This window comes from Pseudonocardia sp. TRM90224, assembly GCF_021245725.1.
Taxonomy (GTDB): Bacteria; Actinomycetota; Actinomycetes; order Mycobacteriales; family Pseudonocardiaceae; genus Pseudonocardia.
Genome location: NZ_JAJGSX010000022.1, coordinates 23,572 through 40,966 on the forward strand (window position 1 = coordinate 23,572; position 17,395 = coordinate 40,966).

The 17,395-nt window shown below is 70.8% G+C and carries 20 protein-coding genes and 1 pseudogene; 13 read left to right on the top strand and 8 right to left on the bottom strand.

The window, feature by feature from the left end; genetic code table 11:
- Positions 1 to 4 precede the first annotated feature (4 nt).
- From LL648_RS26560 to LL648_RS26570, 3 genes are all read right to left on the bottom strand, one after another.
- Entirely contained in the window at positions 5 to 217 is a 213-nt protein-coding gene (locus LL648_RS26560; protein ID WP_232665461.1) for a hypothetical protein, read from the bottom strand.
- 84 nt (positions 218 to 301) lie between these two features.
- Positions 302 to 715 carry an acyl-CoA thioesterase gene (locus tag LL648_RS26565; RefSeq protein ID WP_232665462.1) on the bottom strand — a complete coding sequence of 138 codons (414 nt, stop codon included), beginning with the start codon at positions 713 to 715 and terminating at the stop codon, positions 302 to 304.
- A gap of 25 nt (positions 716 to 740) precedes the next feature.
- Positions 741 to 1,565 carry a helix-turn-helix domain-containing protein gene (locus LL648_RS26570; RefSeq protein WP_232665463.1) on the bottom strand — a complete coding sequence of 275 codons (825 nt, stop codon included), beginning with the start codon at positions 1,563 to 1,565 and terminating at the stop codon, positions 741 to 743.
- A 71-nt stretch (positions 1,566 to 1,636) separates the two neighbouring features.
- On the opposite strand from LL648_RS26570, the gene LL648_RS26575 reads away from it, so the two are divergent.
- Entirely contained in the window at positions 1,637 to 1,999 is a 363-nt protein-coding gene (locus LL648_RS26575; RefSeq protein WP_232665464.1) for a VOC family protein, read from the top strand.
- Here the strand turns inward: LL648_RS26575 and LL648_RS26580 are convergent.
- Positions 1,992 to 2,561, bottom strand: a complete 570-nt coding sequence (locus tag LL648_RS26580; RefSeq protein ID WP_232665465.1) for a TetR/AcrR family transcriptional regulator — start codon at positions 2,559 to 2,561, stop codon at positions 1,992 to 1,994. The two genes, LL648_RS26575 and LL648_RS26580, sit on opposite strands and share 8 nt — an antisense overlap.
- A 58-nt stretch (positions 2,562 to 2,619) precedes the next feature.
- Between LL648_RS26580 and LL648_RS26585 the strand changes: the two genes are divergently transcribed.
- The gene (locus LL648_RS26585; protein ID WP_232665466.1) at positions 2,620 to 3,168 is read left to right on the top strand and encodes a cupin domain-containing protein; all 549 of its coding nucleotides are present in this window, start codon (positions 2,620 to 2,622) and stop codon (positions 3,166 to 3,168) included.
- Here LL648_RS26585 and LL648_RS45825 read toward each other — a convergent pair.
- Both LL648_RS45825 and LL648_RS26590 read right to left on the bottom strand, forming a co-directional pair.
- Positions 3,108 to 3,350, bottom strand: coding sequence for an HNH endonuclease signature motif containing protein (locus LL648_RS45825; RefSeq protein ID WP_374112113.1), 243 nt, complete (start codon positions 3,348 to 3,350; stop codon positions 3,108 to 3,110). The genes LL648_RS26585 and LL648_RS45825 overlap by 61 nt on opposite strands.
- Positions 3,293 to 4,405, bottom strand: a pseudogene (locus tag LL648_RS26590) (DUF222 domain-containing protein). The gene LL648_RS45825 and the pseudogene LL648_RS26590 overlap by 58 nt, the downstream one beginning before the upstream one ends.
- 1,003 nt (positions 4,406 to 5,408) lie before the next feature.
- Here LL648_RS26590 and LL648_RS26595 point away from each other — a divergent pair.
- Positions 5,409 to 5,609, top strand: a complete 201-nt coding sequence (locus LL648_RS26595) for a hypothetical protein (RefSeq protein WP_232665467.1) — start codon at positions 5,409 to 5,411, stop codon at positions 5,607 to 5,609.
- Positions 5,610 to 5,613: 4 nt separating this feature from the next.
- On the opposite strand, the gene LL648_RS26600 is transcribed toward LL648_RS26595, so the two are convergent.
- Positions 5,614 to 6,294 (bottom strand): histidine phosphatase family protein, encoded by a 681-nt coding sequence (locus LL648_RS26600; RefSeq protein WP_232665468.1) that lies wholly within the window; start codon positions 6,292 to 6,294, stop codon positions 5,614 to 5,616.
- 87 nt (positions 6,295 to 6,381) lie between these two features.
- Here LL648_RS26600 and LL648_RS26605 point away from each other — a divergent pair, with 87 nt between their 5' ends.
- From LL648_RS26605 to LL648_RS26645, 9 genes are all read left to right on the top strand, one after another.
- The gene (locus LL648_RS26605) at positions 6,382 to 7,968 is read left to right on the top strand and encodes a phenylacetate--CoA ligase family protein (protein ID WP_232665469.1); all 1,587 of its coding nucleotides are present in this window, start codon (positions 6,382 to 6,384) and stop codon (positions 7,966 to 7,968) included.
- Positions 7,965 to 8,408 carry a hypothetical protein gene (locus LL648_RS26610; RefSeq protein ID WP_232665470.1) on the top strand — a complete coding sequence of 148 codons (444 nt, stop codon included), beginning with the start codon at positions 7,965 to 7,967 and terminating at the stop codon, positions 8,406 to 8,408. Before LL648_RS26605 ends, LL648_RS26610 begins: the two co-directional genes overlap by 4 nt.
- Positions 8,405 to 9,508, top strand: coding sequence for a GNAT family N-acetyltransferase (locus LL648_RS45380; RefSeq protein ID WP_232665471.1), 1,104 nt, complete (start codon positions 8,405 to 8,407; stop codon positions 9,506 to 9,508). Before LL648_RS26610 ends, LL648_RS45380 begins: the two co-directional genes overlap by 4 nt.
- Positions 9,505 to 10,476, top strand: a complete 972-nt coding sequence (locus tag LL648_RS26620) for a hypothetical protein (protein ID WP_232665472.1) — start codon at positions 9,505 to 9,507, stop codon at positions 10,474 to 10,476. Before LL648_RS45380 ends, LL648_RS26620 begins: the two co-directional genes overlap by 4 nt.
- Positions 10,477 to 10,539: 63 nt before the next feature.
- On the top strand, positions 10,540 to 11,157 hold the full coding sequence (locus LL648_RS26625; protein ID WP_232665574.1) for a TetR/AcrR family transcriptional regulator: 618 nt from the start codon (positions 10,540 to 10,542) through the stop codon (positions 11,155 to 11,157).
- Positions 11,154 to 11,804, top strand: coding sequence for a DUF3159 domain-containing protein (locus tag LL648_RS26630; protein WP_232665473.1), 651 nt, complete (start codon positions 11,154 to 11,156; stop codon positions 11,802 to 11,804). Before LL648_RS26625 ends, LL648_RS26630 begins: the two co-directional genes overlap by 4 nt.
- Before the next feature lie 124 nt (positions 11,805 to 11,928).
- A complete protein-coding gene (locus LL648_RS45385; RefSeq protein ID WP_232665474.1) occupies positions 11,929 to 14,616 on the top strand; it encodes an ATP-binding protein in 2,688 nt (895 codons plus the stop codon).
- A 105-nt stretch (positions 14,617 to 14,721) separates the two neighbouring features.
- A complete protein-coding gene (locus LL648_RS26640; RefSeq protein ID WP_232665475.1) occupies positions 14,722 to 15,309 on the top strand; it encodes a dihydrofolate reductase family protein in 588 nt (195 codons plus the stop codon).
- A 3-nt stretch (positions 15,310 to 15,312) separates the two neighbouring features.
- Positions 15,313 to 15,867 (top strand): dihydrofolate reductase family protein, encoded by a 555-nt coding sequence (locus tag LL648_RS26645; RefSeq protein WP_232665476.1) that lies wholly within the window; start codon positions 15,313 to 15,315, stop codon positions 15,865 to 15,867.
- Here LL648_RS26645 and LL648_RS26650 read toward each other — a convergent pair.
- A complete protein-coding gene (locus LL648_RS26650; RefSeq protein WP_232665477.1) occupies positions 15,846 to 16,568 on the bottom strand; it encodes a MerR family transcriptional regulator in 723 nt (240 codons plus the stop codon). The two genes, LL648_RS26645 and LL648_RS26650, sit on opposite strands and share 22 nt — an antisense overlap.
- Before the next feature lie 65 nt (positions 16,569 to 16,633).
- Here LL648_RS26650 and LL648_RS45390 point away from each other — a divergent pair, with 65 nt between their 5' ends.
- Positions 16,634 to 17,395 carry an MBOAT family protein gene (locus tag LL648_RS45390; RefSeq protein ID WP_232665478.1) on the top strand — a complete coding sequence of 254 codons (762 nt, stop codon included), beginning with the start codon at positions 16,634 to 16,636 and terminating at the stop codon, positions 17,393 to 17,395.

Below are 17,395 nucleotides of genomic sequence, written 5' to 3' on the forward strand. Positions count from 1 at the left end.
CGGCTCAGCGCTGCGCCGCGCGCGCCCGGGTCGTGTACGGCAGCACGAACAGATACAGGCCCGAGACCAGCAGGAACGCGAGCGGGAACAGCGGCACGTACGCCACCCATTCGGCCGGCTCGGGCTGGAACAGCACGATGGCGGTGACGATGCTGGAGATCACGAACGTCATCGCGACCCAGCGGTGGATCTGGCGGATCCACATGCTCCTGCTCATGAGGCACCTCCTGAGAAGTTGGTGCTGGTCACGCTAGGTAGTGCGGTGTGAGCGGTGCTTCTTGATTCCTGATCGATCCGAGGGCTACAGCCCCAGCAGCTCCGGTGCCGCGGCGTGGGCGCGCCAGTGCTCACCGGGCCGGGGGACCAGCCGCCGCGTCGAGAGGTCCATCAGCCCGGAGACGCTGCTGACCTCGGCGGCGAGCACGCCGTCGCTGCGGTGGAGCTGCTGCACGACCCGCGACGTCTTGCCTTCGCCCCACAGCATGGCCGTGCTGACGCTGACGATGTCGGAGGCCCGCACCTCCGCCGCGAACCGCACGGTGGTCTCGAGGTTGACCGGACCGAAGCCGCGTTCGAGGAGACCGTTCACGTCGACACCGGCCGCGACCAGCCCGGCCCACCGCGCGTGGTCGGCGTACGCCAGGTACGCCGGGCCGCGGACGTGCCCGTTGACGTCGAGATCGTCGGCCCGCACGGGCAGCACCACGATGTCCATGCCGACGATCCTGCGCGCCGGCGGGCTACCGGATCTGGTCGATTTCGGCCACGTCGCTGTGACGTCGCCAGGTCGCTGTCAACCTGGCCAGCGACGAGCCCGACAGCCGCCGGCACTCCCGCCCCAGGTGCGACTGGTCGGTGTACCCGGACGTGAACGCGGCCGCGGCGATCGTCGTCCGGCCTGCCGCGATGTCCGGCAGGACCTGCAGGAACCGTTGGAACCGGAACACCCGGTGCAGCTCCTTCGGCCCGAACCCGGTGGCCGCCCGCACCTGGCGGCGCATGGTCCGATCGCTCGTCCCGACCTGCTCTGCAACGTCGTCGACCCGCGCGTCCGGCGCCGCCAACGCCGCGACGGCCCGCAGCACCACCGGCTCCGGGCAGAACCCGCGGCGCAACCGCCCGGCGATCAGTTGCTCCAGGACCAGCCGCTGTGCCGCGGGCGCCCGGGCAGTGCGCAGCTCGTCGCGGAGCCGGAACTCGCCGGGCAACGTCCAGCGCAGGATCTCTCGAAGGTCGACGACCCTTCGATGCATCCACGAGTCGACGTCGACGCCCAGCAGCCTGCCCGCCACGCCGCTGCGCAGCCGGATCCCGACCGTCGTCCCGGACGCGGCGACGGGCAGCCACAGCGGCGCCGAACCGGCCGAGACGGCTCTGACCCTGGCCCCGTCCCACGTGATGTCGATGCAGCCGTCCGGCACGACCCGCAGCATCCGGGACCACCCGGGCGTGCCCTCCCACGTGCCGCAAGCGGCCGCCGCGATCTCGGGCGCGGGCTGCCACTCCCGGTAGGACGATCGGCGCCCACCGGGGCCGACCGACCGAGCCCGCAGCGGCACCCCCACGGCTCCATCCTGCCGCGGCCCAGCAATTTCGGAGAAGGTTGCTCGGATCGGTGCTGTCTAGCGTCGGTGCCATGCAGATCGCCATCGTCGCGGTGCCCGTCCGCGACCAGGACCGCGCGAGGGAGTTCTACGTCGGGAAGCTCGGCTTCCGGCCGGTGGCCGACGACGTCTTCGGCCCGGACCGGCGCTGGGTCCAGCTCGCACCGCCGGGCGGCGGCGCCACCGTCACGCTGGTCACGTGGTTCCCCTCGATGCCGCCCGGCTCGATGAAGGGTCTCGTGATCGAGGTGGCCGACGTCGCCGCCACCCGCAAGGAGCTGATCGCCGTCGGTGTTGCGGTCGGCGAGGTCGACGATCAGCCGTGGGCTGCGCTCGCCCAGCTCGACGACGTCGACGGGAACGGGATCGTCCTGCAGCAGAGCCGCCTCACCTGAGATCGGCCGGCAGGAACACCGCGGCCGCTTCCTCGGCGAGCGTGTCGGGGTCTGGAGCGTGCGGATCGGTCTGGGCCAGCTGCAGCAGCCCGAGGATGGCCGCGTACGCGACGCGGGCCCGTGATTCCGCGCGGTCGGGCGGCAGGCCGAGCTCGATGTACGTGCTGGTCATGAGCCGCAGCCGCGCCTGGTTCACCTGCTGGACGGCGTCCTTGACCTGCGGGTTGTTGCGGTCGCCGAGCAGGCTGAGCTGCACCGACGGCGCCAGCGGCCGGACCGCGTGCACGACGGTGTCGAGCAGCTCGCGCAGCCGCTCGGCCGGATCGGCGATCGCGGCGAGCCCGGCGAGCCCTGCGTCGCCGTGGCTGCGCGCCCATTCCGTGAGCGCTGCGGCGACCAGCTCGTCGCGGTTGCGGTAGTGCGCGTAGAAGCTGCCCTTGGTGACGCCGAGCGTCCGGGCCAGCGGTTCGACCGCAACCGCGGGGAGCCCGCCGTCGGCGATCGCCTGCAGCGCGGCCCGCGCCCAGTCCTGGGCGGACAACCGGGTCGTGTCCTTCACCACGGGAGAGAACATACGCCACCGTATTGACCGCTCCCGACCACGAAAGATACGGTGCCGTATGGATACGCCACCGTATGGAATCCGCAGGGTGGTCACCGGCCACGATGTCGACGGCAAGGGTCGCGTGGTGGACGACGGCGCGGTCGAGCCGATCACGTCCGACCTGATGCCCGGCTACGCCGCCTACCGACTCTGGGGCAATGACGAGCCTCCGACGTTCCCGGACGACGGCTCGCCGCTCCCGGCCGACAGTTACTTCCCGCCGCGGAACGGTTCCCGCTTCATGGTCAACCTGATCCCGCCGGGCGAACCGAGCCCACCCGCGGACGTCGACGTGCCCGCGGCGCTCGCGGAGTTGGACCTGCGCATGCCGGGCGCGATGGCCCACATGGAGCCCGACACGCCGGGGATGCGCACCACGGACTCCCTCGACTACGTCGTGGTCGTCTCCGGCGAAGTGACCCTGGAGCTCGACGACGGCGAACGGACCGTACTGCGCGCCGGCGACGTCGTCGTCCAGAACGGCACCCGGCACGCGTGGCGCAATCACGGCACCGAGCCCTGCATGATCGTCGGGGTCGCGGTCGGCGCGGACCGGTCGACGTGAACGGCATGGCGTGGATTCTGGTCGGGGTCGATCCATTTGGGTGGGATGAACTCCGGTAGGCCATCGACTATTCGCACGGACCATTCCGTGGCATGGATCTCCCGGTGATGCATTCGGCACAACATCACCAGGTTGTTGATCTTGGTTGATCCGCCATTCTGCCATTCAACAATATGGTGGATGTCGCACCAGCTCGCCGGGCGACCACAACGGGCGCATCCGCGGTCACGGGCGGCGACGGCTCGGCGCATTCCGTCGGGGATGACGCGGTTTGCGCGGCCGATGTCGAGTGGTTGGCTGTCGCCGTTATGACGATGGGGATGACTGCGGCGTGGCAGGCGAGCAGCCGCAGATCCTTGGTGGTGATAGTGCCGCCGAAGTCGAGGATCGCGGTCCGGACCCGGTTCTCCAGCTCTTCGAGTGGGATGTGCACGTTGAGGTGCGGGCGGTGCCCGCCGGCGTGGGGGACGTCGCCGTGGTCGAGCACATACCCGCAGATATCAGCGAGTGCTGCGGCTTGGCGCTGTCCCATGCTGCGCTGATCATCACTGGTGGCCGGCTTCGACTTCGCATCGATCAACGTCGCGATGGTGGCGAACAGGACCGCGTTGTCGAACCGACCCTTGATCGTCCCGCCCGGTCGGTCCGGATGACGAGTGATCGTCAGCTCGTTCACCTCGGACTCGGGTCAGTCGTCGGGTTCGGGTCCGTCCTGGTCGAACGACCGGACGATCCGCATCCCCAACACGTACAAGCTCTGCGGTTCGAACACGGGCGCGTGGTCTGCGAGCTGGACCTCGACGTCGGCGCACACCGCCGGGGTCAACCGCCCAGCCTCTTTCGACCCGAGGACTTCGGCGATCTTCTCCACGTGCCGCAGGCTCATCGCCCCGGCCGCGAACGCCGTCGCCGTGGCGGGCAGCCGGGGTGGCAGCACCTGACCGTCCAGCGTGATCTGCGGGCAGATGTGCTCGGCTGCGGTGACGTACCGTTTGGCGTCGTTGTGGTCGAGGTTCCACAGGTCCCGGATCGCGTGGATCGGCGACTTGTAGCCACGGGCATGAAAGCCACCCTCACGAACGAAAGCACTGATCGCGCAAACCCTCGCGAAGTCCACTCGCCGCCCGAGAATCTCTAACTCGCGGGTCGCACTACAGCGTTCTTCGAACGTCCCGACCAGGGTGTCTGCCTGCAGTTGTGTCACCCCGTCGAGGGCGGTCTGCAGGTTCTCGGACATGCCTCCATTTTAGACGCGGTGAAGACTCCAATTTCGATTTCTTCCCTCTTTTCCGGTGGTGCCGTCTAGAGACGGTTTTCGCACCGCACACACCGGATGGACTCCGCACACACGTCACAACATGTGTGCCGACACCACCACGTGTGTGCCGTCGCGCCAACAGCGTGCCCGCCACCCACCGCACCGCAGGGGAAACCGTCGACAACGACGTTCTGGCTGTTTGTGAACGCTAACAACAGCCAAAACGTCGTTGTCGACACCCAAGCCCGGCCTGCGCCGACGGCGTGCCCGCCACCCACAGGTGGGGCCGAGAGTGCCATCCCGTCGACCTGGAAAATCCCTACCACACGGCCGCCCGTGGGCGGCCCTCAACGAATCCGCAAGGCAACAAAGCAAGCTCCGCCCACGGGCGGCCGTGTGGTATTCCCAAGGAGGTCGACGGGATGGCACGACCCAACCCATCCCGGAGATCTGCCCGCCCGGCGAGGGCGCCCTTGAAAACGCGCGACCACCAAGACCAACAGAACCACCACCGCGAGACCATCCGCCACGAACCCACCCAACGAACCACGTCGAGAACCCACCCCCACCCACCCAACCGCGAGACTCACCGCTCCGGATCGCGAGACTCACCGCTCCCGAATGCGAGACTCGCCGCTCCAAAACGCGCGACTCGCCCGCCGAGACGTGGGACTCGCCGTGCCGGAGGTGTCGACTCACCGTGCCGGAAGTGTCGACTCACCGTGCCGGAAGTGTCGACTCACCGTGCCGAAGGTGTCGACTCACCGTGCCGGAAGTGTCGACTCACCCGCCCACCCCGACTCGCGCACTGTCGGGCCCCGACTCGCACGGTGTGGTCGAGGACGCGCGGTCCCGGATTCGAAGAGGAGTCCTGTCAGCGTGAACACCGGATGCACGTCGGCTGAACCTCCTGTGCTCCCAGGTATTTGGCGCACAGCTTTGGATACGTTCCCTTACCGAAGCTCAATTCGAAAGGATCCGCATGAACCTCCTCGCCAAGCTGAGCGACCGGATGCTCGACGTCCTCGTCCACAAGACCACCGCGGCCGCGTGGAACCAGCAGGGCTGCTCGACGGAATGCCGTCACGAAGCGGCGTGCGGCCCCGCGTACTGGATGGAGTGCCGGTACTGCGGCGGCGGCCGACCGTCCTGCAGGTGCAACGCCCTCTGCAACCCGGGCTGAGCACCTACGTCCAAGCCGCCCGTTCCCGCGTTGTCGGTCGGTAGTCCGACCACTGCGGGAACGGGCGGTCCAGTTTGTAGCGGAAGTCGGGCTGGCGGACGAGCGTGTAGCTCTCGGCGTTCTCCGGGTTGGAGAGCGATTCGAAGAAGTCGACCGACCAGTGGAACCAGCGCATGCAGAACAGCCGCATGGTCAGGCCGTGCGAGACGATCAGGACGTTTCGCGGCGAGCCCGGATGGTCCCAGTCGCGGTGCAGGGTCTCCAGGAACGTCGAGACCCGGTCGTAGACGTCCGCGCCGGACTCACCGTCGGTGAAACGGTAGAAGAAGTGGCCGTACGAGTCGCGCAGCTCGCGCTGCCGGGCGATGTCGACGCTGTCCTGGAAGTTCGCCCAGTCCTGCTCGCGCAACCGCGGCTCCTGCCGGGCCGTCTCGACGAGGTCGTCGATGCCGAGCGCGTCGAGCGTCTGCAGGGCTCGGCGGTACGGCGAGACGTACACCCGCACCGGCAGCCCGTCGAACCGGCTGCGCAGCGCCGCGCCGGTAGCCGCGGCCTGGCTGCGGCCCGCGTCAGTGAGCGGGATGGCGTGATCGGGCACCCGTTCGAATATCGACTGGTCGATGTTCGCCTCGGACTGCCCGTGCCGGAGCAGGACGATCCGCAGCGGCCGCCGGCTCAGATCCATCGCCCGATCATGGCAGTGCACCAACCGTTGCGTGGGTTCGGTAGAAGCACGCATCCCCACCCGGTCGGGCGTCAGCAGGATGTGTGCATGTTCCTCATGTCATCCGCCCAGCGTCGGTCGCCGGCACTCGACGACATGGGTCTGCGCGAGCGGTGGCGGCGCGCCCGGCTCGGCATCTACGGCGGCGCGCTCACGGGCGTCTACGGGCTGACGAACCTACACCCGGCGGTGTGGAAGGGCCTCGTGCGCACCTACCGCCCCGCATTCGACGCGCTCGCGCGCCGGCACGCCCGGCTGAGCTGCGCGTACGCCGCGGTCGACGTGCCCGCGTACCGCGACCTCGTGCGTCGCACCGGCGCCACCGGCCACCGGCGCCTCTCCGACTTCCCGGAGACGACGAAGGACAACTACGTCACGGTCTACGACGAGGTGAGCCGCTGCCAGCACGGTGAGCTCGACATGGTCGGCACCGTCGTGGACGAGTCGGCCGGCTCGTCCGGCCGCCCCTTCAACTGGGTGCGCGGCAAGCGCGAGCTGCGCACCGTCTACCGCAACACGTCCTGCTACACCGAGCTGGTCTTCCCTGCCCGGCGGCCGTTCGCGATCAACGCGTTCTCGATGGGCGCGTGGGCAACCGGAACCACGACGGGCACAGCGATGGCGCGCATCGCGATGGTCAAGAACACCGGGCCGGACGTCGAGAAGATCGTCGACACGCTCACCCACTTCGGGCCGGGCTTCGACTACGTCGTCTCGGCCTACCCGCCGTTCCTCAAGCACCTGCGCGACCGGCTGGACGCGGTCGGCTTCCCGTGGGCCGAGTACCGCATCCGCGGCATGGTCGGCGGCGAGCCCATGACCGAGGCCCTGCGCGACTACCTGCAGGAACGCTTCGAGATCGTGCGTTCCGGCTACGGCGCGAGCGACCTGTCGATCGGCATCGGCGCGGAGACCGGCTTCACGGTGTGGCTGCGCAAGGAGCTGATGAGCGACGCCGAGCTGCGCCACGAGCTGCTCGGGCCCGACGAGCAGCGGCTGCCGATGATCTTCCAGTACAACCCGCTCGAGACGTACCTGGAGACCAATGAGCGCGGTGAGCTGCTGTGCACCGTCAACAGCAGCCACGTGCTGCAGCCGAAGCTGCGCTACAACGTCGGCGACGAGGCGCGGCTGTTCTCGCTGCGTGACGTGCGGCGGCTGGTCCGCCGCGACCCCGACCGCTGGGAGCGTCTCGCGGAAGTGAAGGACGAGCGGATGAGCCTGCCGCTGCTGTTCCTGTTCGGCCGCAAGGACAGCACGATCTCCTACATGGGGGCCAACATCTACCCCCAGGACGTCGAGTACGGGCTCTACAACGACAACCCGGCCGCCGCGGCAATCGCACGGTTCTGCCTCACGATCGAGGAGCAGGCCGACCTCGAGCCGCGACCGGTGGTCAACATCGAGCTGCGGCCCGACGCCGAGCTGGACGACGACGGTCGTGCCGAGCTGGCGCAACGCTGCCGCGACGGTGTGCTCCGGCATCTCGCCACGGTGTCCAGGGACTTCGCCCAATCGCTCTCGGAGGACCCGACCGCCGCCGACCTGCGGGTGCGCGTGGTGCGGCCGGGGGAGGGGCCGTTCGCCGCGGCCGACCAGAAGATCAAGAACACCTACCTGGTGAGGCAGTCGTGAGGACCACCGACTTCAGCGCAGCGCCCGCGCAGGCGCAGGCCACCGCGATGTTCATCGGCGCCACCCGCTACCGCGGCATCCGCTCGATCATGACGCTGACCAGGACGTGGTTCCGCCTGGTCCGCGACCTGAAGCGGGTGCGCGGCTACTGCTGGCACAAGGTCTACTGGGAGTTTCCCTTCACCCTGGGGACGATCGCGTTCTTCACCGACCGCGACGCGATGCTGACATTCGCGCGCAGCCGGCACCACCGTGCGCTCATGCAGTGGGTGTGCGACGGCACCCGCAACGCCGACGGCGGCTGGATCAGGCTCTACTCGGCGGACGAAGGCGGCTACGCCAACGGCGTCTGGCGCGCCGAGGAGAACGTCATGCGGCACATCGAGACGTTCAGCCCGCTCTCGCGCGAGACCAGCGGCCCGCCGGTGGTGCGCCGGTGAAGCTCGAACCCGTCACCGACGGCAGGGCGCTGCGCGAGTTCATCGGAGTGACCGACCGGATCTACGGGCGCGACCCGCGTTTCGTCCCGCCGACGCGGGCGGCGGTGCGGGGGTGGCACGCCGACCCCGCCGTCGGGCTGCACGTCCTGCGCGACGGCAGCGGGAACGTCGTCGCCCGCACGACGCTGCACGCCGACGACACGTTCGACGCCAAGCTCGGGCGCCGCATGCAGCTGTTCGGGCTGACGGAGTTCGTGGACGACCCGGCGGTCGCGGCCGCGCTGTTCGACGGGATCGACGCGGCTGCCCGCCGGTCGGGCCGGGACGAGGTGTTCGGGCCGGTGTCGTTGCTGCCCAACCAGTCCGGCGGGGTCGTCACCTCCGGGTTCGCGGATCGCGGGTTCGTCGACAGCGCGTGGAACCACCCGTACTACCCGGCCGCGTACGAGCGGCACGGGTTCGAGCAGCGGTTCCGCTCCGACACGTGGATCTGCCCCGACCTGCAGGCGGACGACCGCGAGGCCGGCGAGGTCTTCGCGTTCGACGACCGGCGGATCGCCGCCGAGGAGCTGGTCGTGCACCGCGGCCGCCGTCGCGGGCTCGACCGGCAGCTGCCGCTGCTGCGCGAGATGCTGAACGCCAGCTTCGCCCAGCTCGGCTACTACACCGAGATCTCGGCCGAGCAACTGCGCGCGGCGACGGACGGCCTCGCGTTCCTGCTGGACGAAGGGCTGCTGCTGTACCTGACCAAGGCCGGCCGGCCCATCGCGTTCGTGCTGTGCGTCCCCGACATCTCGGAGTTCCTCTCGGCCACCGGCGGCAACCTGCACCCCGCCAACCAGCTGCGGCTGCTGGCCACCCGCGGCCGCTACCGCCGGGACGCAGTGCTGATCATCAAGGGCGTGGTGCCGGACGAGCAGCGCAAGGGCTACGCCCAGCTGCTGAACCGCGAGCTGCTGCGCAACCTGCGCGCCGGCGGCTACCGGACGCTGCGCAGCACGTGGGTGGAGCGCACCAACAATGCGTCGGCCGCGCAATACCGGGCGATGGGTGGGCGCCCGCTGCACGGCTACACCTTCTACGCGAAGGCCGTGGCGTGATCTCCGACCTCGACGCCATGCGCGGCCTGGAACCGGACTTCTGGCGCGCGCCGAGCGCGCACAACACCCAGCCGTGGGTGCTGCGCTACGCCGGGGACCGCGTCGAAGTGGCGTGGGATCCGGCCTGCACGCTCCCGGCCGGCGACCCCACCGGTCGCGACCTGCTGCTCGCGATGGGTGCCTTCGTCGAGACGTGCCTCATCGTGGCCGCCGACGCCGGGATCGCGCTGGACTTCGTCGCCGACCATGACGGGCCGGCGCGGCGCGTCGGATGGCTGGTTGATGCGCCGCGGCCGTACCGGACGACCTTCGACACCGCGGCGGTCCGCGCCCGGACGACGAACCGCGGCGCGTACCTGCCCGGCACGCTGCCCGCCGGCGTGTCGGTGCGGCTCGGCGCGCTTGCCGCCGAGGCCGGCGGCGGTGTCGAGGCGCTGCCCAGTCGCGATCTGGTCGAGTCGCTCGCCGAGGCCGACCGGCACATGTTCGGCGATGCTGCCGTCGCCGCCGAGCTCGGCGCCTGGCTGCGGCTGACCCCGCGCCACCCGCGCTACCTGCTCGACGGCCTCACTGACCGTGCGCTCGCGTTGAGCGCGGGCGAGGCACTCGGCCTGCGGGTGGCGCTGCGAGCACTTCCGGCACTGCGGCGGGTCGGCCTGCCCCGCCTGCTTGCGGCGGCCGGGCGCGGTCTGCTCGACCGTGACGGAACCGTGCTCGTGCTGGTCGCGCCGGACGGGAGTGGGCCGGACGGGACCGTGACGCTGGGCCGGGCACTGATGCGGATCTGGCTCACGCTCTCCGGCGCCGGATTCGCGTGCCACCCGGTCAGCCAGATCGTCGACTGCGCCGCCACCCGAGCGCGGCTCGCGGCCCGCCTCGGGATCGCCGACCCGCGCCGGCTGATGCACGTCACCAGGGTCGGGCGCCCGGCCGGTCCGGCGCCCCGATCGGCCCGCCGGATCGCCTGAGAACCGTCATAGGTCGACTTGACCTGTAAATAATACGGCAATATTGTGTGGATCGTGGCGCAGATGATGGATGCGGACGTCCGCAGGGAACAGGTGGTCGAGGCCGTCGTGGCGGTGATCGCCGAGCGCGGGCTCGCCGAGACGAAGCTCGTGACGGTCGCCGAGCGGGCCGGTGTGTCGGTCGGTCTGGTGCAGCACCACTTCAGGTCGAAGTCGCAGCTGCTGCGCTCGGCCGTCGAGCACGTCTCGCAGCGCATCGAGGCGCGGGTCGAGCGGATCAGGGACGTCCGGCCGCTCCGCGTCGGGTTCCAGGAGCTGGCAGAGGTGCTGCTGCCGCTGGACGACGAGCGGCGTCGCGAGGCCGTCGTCTGGGCGGCGTTCGTGCCTGTGACGGCCGTCGACGACGATCTCGCTGCGTTGCACCGGGCTGCGCTGGATCGCCAGCTGGTGGGGTTCGAGCGCGTGTTCTCCGCCGCACAGCACCTCGGCGAGGTGCCGGCCGGGCTCGACGGCCGGCTCGAGTCGGCAGCACTGACTGCGTTCCTCGACGGGCTGTCGAGCTGCATGCTGCACAGCCCCGACGTCTACGACGGCGATACGGCCCGTCGCATGCTGGGGGGATATCTCGACCGCATCTTCGCCGGCCGGCACACGCCGGGAGCGGAAGGCGCACGATCATGAGCGACGCGGGGAGCGAGAAGCTTCCGGAGACCTTCCAGGACCAGCTGAGCTGGGCGTGGAACCACGTCGGCGGGGTCACCGGCACGATCCTCACCACGATCCCGATCCTCGCCTTCGTGGTGGGCAACGCCATCGGTGGCTTGTGGCCGGCCATCTGGTTCTCGATCGGATCGGCGGTGCTCGTCGGGGCCGTGCAGCTGCTGCGCAAGGAGAAGCTGACGGCGGCGATCGCCGGCCTCGGCGGCGCCGTGTTCGCGTGCGCCGTCGCGCTGGTCGTCGGCGCCGCCAAGGGCTACTACCTGTGGGGAATCTGGGTCACCTTGGCGATCGGGTGCGTCCTGCTGCTGTCGGTCGTCGTGCGCTGGCCGCTGATCGGCGTGATCTGGTCGGGCACGAACCTGCAGGGCATGTCGTGGCGCAAGGACCGCGCGTCGCGCACCTACTACGACGTGGCGACGATGTTCTGGGTGCTGCTGTGCTTCGTCCGGTACGCGGTGCAGAGCTGGCTCTACGGGATCGACGAGACCACGTGGCTCGGGATCGCACGGGTGGCGATGGGCTGGCCGCTGACGCTCGTCGCGGCCTTGGTGACGATCTGGGCGGTCCGCAACGTCGACCGCCGCCGCAAGCTGCTCGCCGCCGCCTGAGCCGCAACTTCCCCACCGTTTTGCCTACTTGCAGACCCTGAAGGGTGTGCAGGTTGGCAAAACGGTGGGGAACTTGGCCATCCGGCCGGTTCCGCGGCGGCTGACCTGGCATTAGCCTGCGCCGGTGATCGTGGGGCGGCAGGCCGAGCGGTCCCGGCTGAACCGCCTCGTCGCCGACGCGAAGGACGGTCGGAGCCGGGCGCTGGTGCTGCACGGCGAGGCCGGGATCGGCAAGACGGCGCTGCTGGACTACGCGGCGGGCATCGCGGGCGGCATGCGGGTGATCCGGGCGGCCGGGATCGAGTCCGAGGCCGAGATCCCGTTCGCGGCGCTACAGCTGATGTTCGCGGGCGACGCCGACCGCGTCGACGCGCTGCCGGCGCCGCAGGCGAAGGCGCTCGGTTCGGCGTTCGGGTGGAGCACCGAGCCCGGCGACCGGATCATGGTGGGCGCGGCGACGCTGACGTTGCTCGCGGAGCTGGCCGGCGACCAACCGCTGCTGTGCCTGCTCGACGACGTGCAGTGGTTCGACCGGTCGTCCATCGACGCCCTGCTCTTCGCGTTGCGGCGGCTCCGCTCCGATCCGATCGCGACGGTGCTGGCCGTGCGTGACGGCGACCGGCCGTTCAGCGCTCCCGGCATCGAGCCCGTTACGCTCTCCCGCCTCGACCGGGGCGATTCCGCCCGCCTGCTGACTGCGGTCCGGCCGCTGCCCGACGACGTCGCCGATCGGGTGCTGGCGGAGTCGGGCGGCAACCCGCTCGCGATCGTCGAGTTCGCGTCGACCACGTCCGGTCGCCGCCCGCTCCCGCCCGCCGTCGCGCCGCTGTCCGCCGCGGGCCGCCTCGACGAGCACTACCGGCAGCAGATCCGGCAGCTTCCCGAGCGCACCCGCATCGCGTTGCTCCTCGCGGCGGCCGATCACGGTTCGGAGCCGCGGTCGTTGCTGGCCGCAGGCCGTCGCATGGACGTCGTGGCGACGGACCTCGAACCGGCCGAGCAGGCCGGGCTCGTCCGGGTCGGCCCCGACGCCGTGGCATTCCGGCACCCGCTGATCCGCGCGGCGGCCTACCAAGAGGCGTCGTTCGCCAAGAGGCTGGAGGCGCACCGGGCCCTGGCCGAGGTGCTCGGCGAGCCGCGCGACGCCGACCGGCGGGCGTGGCACCTCGCCGCGGCCGCCGGCGGGACCGACGAGAGCGCGGCCGTCGAGCTGGAGCGGGCGGCGCAGCGCGCGACGACCCGCGGTGCGCCGTCCGCGGCGGCGCACGCGCTCGAACGGGCAGCTCAGCTGGGTGCGGACCACTCCGCCAACGGCCGGCGGCTCGTCGCTGCCGCGCGAGCGGCGTACGACGCGGGCAGGCTCGACCACGCGGTCGAGCTGGCGACGTCCGGGATCGCGCTGACGAGCGAACCGGGCGACGTCGCCGAAGCCGGCTGGATCCAGGCGCAGGTGGCGTACGAGCGGCACTCGCCCGCGGAGGCGGCCGCGCGTGCGCTCGACGCCGCCGAGCCGGTGCTCGCCCTCGACCCGCGACGGGCGGTGTCCGTGCTGACCGAGGCCACGTGGTGTGCCCGTGACGCCGCAGACGAGCACCTGCTCCGCCGTTGTGCGGAGCTGCTCGGCGCGGTGCGTGGCGGACCGTCGACCGTGATCGATGCGGTCACGGGCTTCACCGTCCTGCTGCGTGGCGACGTCGAGCACGCCGTCGCGCCGCTGCGAGCGCTCCTGCGGGCGGGCGCCGGCGACGCCGACGAGACCCTCGACCGGTTGACCGCCGGGTTCGCCGGGCTGCTGATCGGCGAGGACTCGCTCGCCCTCACGGTGCTGGACGAGCACGTTGCGGTACTGCGAGCACAGGGCGCGCTCGGCTGGCTGTCGTACGCGCTGGAACCGCTCGCGCTCGCGCAGCTGCTCACCGGCCGGTTCCGCGACGCCGAAGCGCACGCGGAAGAGGCGAGGGCAGCGGCCGCCGATCTCGGCCAAGGCATGGAGGTCGTGGTGCTCACTGCGATCTCGGCGTGGCTCGCGGCCGTCCGGGGCGACGCCGCCCGGGCCACGGTGCTGGCCGCTTCCGTCCTGGCCGACACCCGGCGCCACGCGATGGCGGCCGGCCAGGCGACGTGGGCGCTCGCGCTCGTCGACCTCATGGACGGTGATCCCGAGGGCGCACTCGAGCAACTCGGCGCGGTCTGCAGTGGCCCGGTGGGTTGGGACCTGTCCATCCGTGCCGTCGCAGACCTGGTCGAAGCCGCCGTCCGCGCCGGCGACCCGGCCCGCGGGCGGCAGCAGCTGTCCCGGCTCGCCGAATGGGCACGGCACACCGGCAGCCCGACCGGTGCCGCGCTCGTGCTGCGGTGCGACGCGCTTCTCGGCGCGGAGGACGAGGCGGAGAAGGCCTTCGAGGCAGCGCTCGGCATCGACGGCTGCAGCCCGTACGACCGGGCACGCACGCAGCTCGTCTACGGCGAGTGGCTGCGGCGCCACCGCAGGCGAACCGTCGCGCGGACCGTGCTGGAAGCGGCGCAGGCGACGTTCGGGCAGATCGGCGCGATGGGGTGGCAGCGGCGGGTGCGCACCGAACTCGGTGCGCTCGGCGGCTCCGCGCCCGACCGGGACGTCGATGTCACCGGCATCGGCGTGCTCACGCCGCAGGAGTTGCAGGTGGTGCGGCGGGCGGCGCTCGGGCTGACCAACCGCGAGATCGCCGTCCAGCTGTTCCTGAGCCCGCGCACCGTCAGCCACCACCTGTACAAGGCCTATCCGAAGCTCGGGGTCAGCAAGCGCAACGAGCTCGCGGACCTCGACTTCTGATCCGCGGCCGGTGGCGACCGGTAGAGCAACAGACAGTTGACAGATTCCGTGGCCCCTCGACGTCCCTAGCGTGTTCGGCACTTGCCACAACCAGGGAGGATGTCGATGAGCAAGATCGTCTACTTGGACATGAGCATGTCGGTCGACGGGTTCGTCGCGGGCCCGGGGGTCAGCGCCGAGTCGGGCCTCGGCGCCGGTGGGGAGCGCCTTCACGAATGGCTGTTCGTCGACCCCGCCCCGGAGAGCAGCGCGCTCCTGGACCAGACCATGAAGCGGATCGGCTCGATGATGACCGGCCGCCGGACCTACGACATCTCGCAATGGGGACCGGACGGGCCGGCCGGCGAGCTGCGGCTCCCGGTGTTCGTCCTCACGAACCGCGGAGTACCGGGACCGGAGGCCGGCAGCGTCTACACGTTCGTCACGAGCGGCGTCGACGAGCTGGTGGAGCGGGCAAAGGCCGCCGCGGGGGAGAAGGACATCGCGGTGAGCGGCGCCGACGTCGGCCAGCAGCTGCTGCGCGCCGGGTATGTCGACGAGCTGGTGGTCCACGTCGTCCCGGAACTGTTCGGCGAGGGGCTGCGGCTCTACGACCAGGTGGGCGCGCACATCGGCCTCGAGATCATCGAGACGATCCCCACCTCCCGCGTGACGCACCAGCGCTACCGCGTCCTGAACCGGAAGGCGGGCTGAGCCGTGGCGAAGCTCATCGTGCACAACGCCGTCACCGTCAACGGCGCCTTCGAGTCGCCCGCCCCGGACACGTGGCTGGAGGTCGACAACGACAGCAACGACGCGTCGCTCGAACAGCTCATGCTGGCCGACGCGCTGGTGCTCGGGCGGAAGGTCTACGAAGGGCTGGCCGCCGTCTGGCCGCACCTCGGCGCGGATCCGGCGCTCGGCCGGTTCGCCGAGCGGGTCAACGGCATGCCCAAGTACGTCGCGTCGCGGACGCTCACCGGGCCGCTCGACTGGAACGCGACCCTGATCGAGGGTGAGCTCGAGGACGCCGTCCCGCGGCTCAAGGAGGAGCACGACGGCAACCTGATCGTCAGCGGGTGCGGCGAGCTCGCGCACGCGCTGACCGTGCGCGGCCTCGTCGACGAGTTCTGGTTCTGGGTGAACCCGCACCTGTGGGCGACGGGCCCGCGGATCTTCGACGGCGTCGGGCCCGTGCGGCTGCAGCTGGTGGCGTCGACGCCGTTCCGGTCGGGTGTGATCTGGTTGCGCTACCGCCCTGCCGCGTCCTGATCGTCGTGCGCTGATCGGAGCCGGGTCGCTGCTTCGGCGGCGGCCTCGTCCATCGCGCGTTCGAGGGCCTCCCCGACGGCCTCGACGGCCAGCCCGCGGAACCGTTCGATCGCCGGTGCCAGCTGCGCGATCCGGTCGAGGGTCGGATCGTCGCCGACGACGTACCGCTCGAACAGCGCGACGTAGCGGTCGGCGATCCGGCGCGTGTCGGCCGTGAGCGCCTCGAACTCGTCGAGCGCGACGGCGGGCGGGACCCCGTAGCCCGCCAGCGCGCGCCCGACCTCGACGAACGTCGGGCTCGGTGCGCGGATCTCGGTGCCGGACGGGCTCACCTCGATCAGGCCGAGGTCGACCGCGCGGGTGACTACCTCCAGGTCGATCGTGCCGTCGGGGAACAGCGCCATGAACTCCGCCGGGTCGAGCCGGGCCGGCGGGCGGCCTTGTTTGATGCCGAGCAGTTGGTCGAGGCGCGCGCCGCGCCGGTAGCCGTCGAAGAGCTCCTTGATCGCGGCGAGGGAGTAGCCCCGCTGCTGGAGCGACCCGATCGCGCGCAGGCGGCCGACGTGGGCGGCGGAGTAGTAGCCGACCCGGCCGCGCACCTCGGGCGGGTCGAGCAGGCCCTTCGTCTGGTACATGCGCACGGTCGAGGTCTTGGTGTCGGCCTGCCGTGCCAGCTCGTCGATGGTCAGGTCCGCGGACATCGGCCCACCCTATGTCTTCGGTCACGATCTGACATGTCACTACCTCGCTAGTATTTACTAGAGAAGTGAACGCTAGCGTAGAACGTCTGATCTGGGTGCTGGTGGTGCTGTTCCTGGGCTGCAAAGTTGCGGTCCTGTGCAGTCGGCGCCCCGCGATGGGCCGCCGGACCTGGCTCTTCCTGCTGTGGCCGGGGATGGACCCCCGGCCGTTCGTCGAACCGGCGGTTCCGCAGCGCGGTTGGCCGTGGCTGGGACGCGGGACGACCGGGCTGCTCATCGGGGTGCTCGGTGGGTTCGCGCTGCAATGGGCGGCGCCGGGGCTCAACCCCGACGTCGTCGGCTGGCTCGGCGTCGCCGTCATCCTGACGGCGTTCCACATGGGGTTCACCGATGTGGTCACCGCCGCGCTGCGACGGGCGGGCTACCCGGTGCGGCGGCTGTTCCGCGACCCGCTGTTGAGCCGCTCGCTGGGCGAGTTCTGGTCGCGCCGCTGGAACCTCGCCTACGTCGAGCTCAACCAGGTGCTGTTCGTGCCGCTGCTGCGGCGCCGTGTCGGCCGCCGCGGCGCGCTGGCTGCGGCATTCGTGCTCTCCGGCGTCTTCCACGAGCTCGCGATCAGCTTCCCGGTGCAAGCCGGGTACGGCGGGCCGCTGGCCTATTTCACCTTGCACGCCGCGCTGGCCGCGGTCGAGCCGCGGCTGCGGGTCGTCCACTGGCCCGATCTCGCCGCACGGCTCTGGACCTGGTTCTGGGTGCTCGCGCCGCTGCCCCTGCTGTTCCACGCGCCCTTCCGGAGCGCGCTCGTCACACCTCTCTTCTGGAGCTGA

Coding starts and splice junctions, on each gene's coding strand:
- LL648_RS26560 (WP_232665461.1), bottom strand. CDS start 217: ATGAGCAGGAGCATGTGGATCCGCCAGATCCACCGCTGGGTCGCGATG.
- LL648_RS26595 (WP_232665467.1), top strand. CDS start 5,409: ATGAACCTCCTCGCCAAGCTGAGCGACCGGATGCTCGACGTCCTCGTC.
- LL648_RS26575 (WP_232665464.1), top strand. CDS start 1,637: ATGCAGATCGCCATCGTCGCGGTGCCCGTCCGCGACCAGGACCGCGCG.
- LL648_RS26640 (WP_232665475.1), top strand. CDS start 14,722: ATGAGCAAGATCGTCTACTTGGACATGAGCATGTCGGTCGACGGGTTC.
- LL648_RS26625 (WP_232665574.1), top strand. CDS start 10,540: ATGATGGATGCGGACGTCCGCAGGGAACAGGTGGTCGAGGCCGTCGTG.
- LL648_RS26650 (WP_232665477.1), bottom strand. CDS start 16,568: ATGTCCGCGGACCTGACCATCGACGAGCTGGCACGGCAGGCCGACACC.
- LL648_RS26585 (WP_232665466.1), top strand. CDS start 2,620: ATGGATACGCCACCGTATGGAATCCGCAGGGTGGTCACCGGCCACGAT.
- LL648_RS26565 (WP_232665462.1), bottom strand. CDS start 715: ATGGACATCGTGGTGCTGCCCGTGCGGGCCGACGATCTCGACGTCAAC.
- LL648_RS26630 (WP_232665473.1), top strand. CDS start 11,154: ATGAGCGACGCGGGGAGCGAGAAGCTTCCGGAGACCTTCCAGGACCAG.
- LL648_RS26605 (WP_232665469.1), top strand. CDS start 6,382: ATGTTCCTCATGTCATCCGCCCAGCGTCGGTCGCCGGCACTCGACGAC.
- LL648_RS26600 (WP_232665468.1), bottom strand. CDS start 6,294: ATGGATCTGAGCCGGCGGCCGCTGCGGATCGTCCTGCTCCGGCACGGG.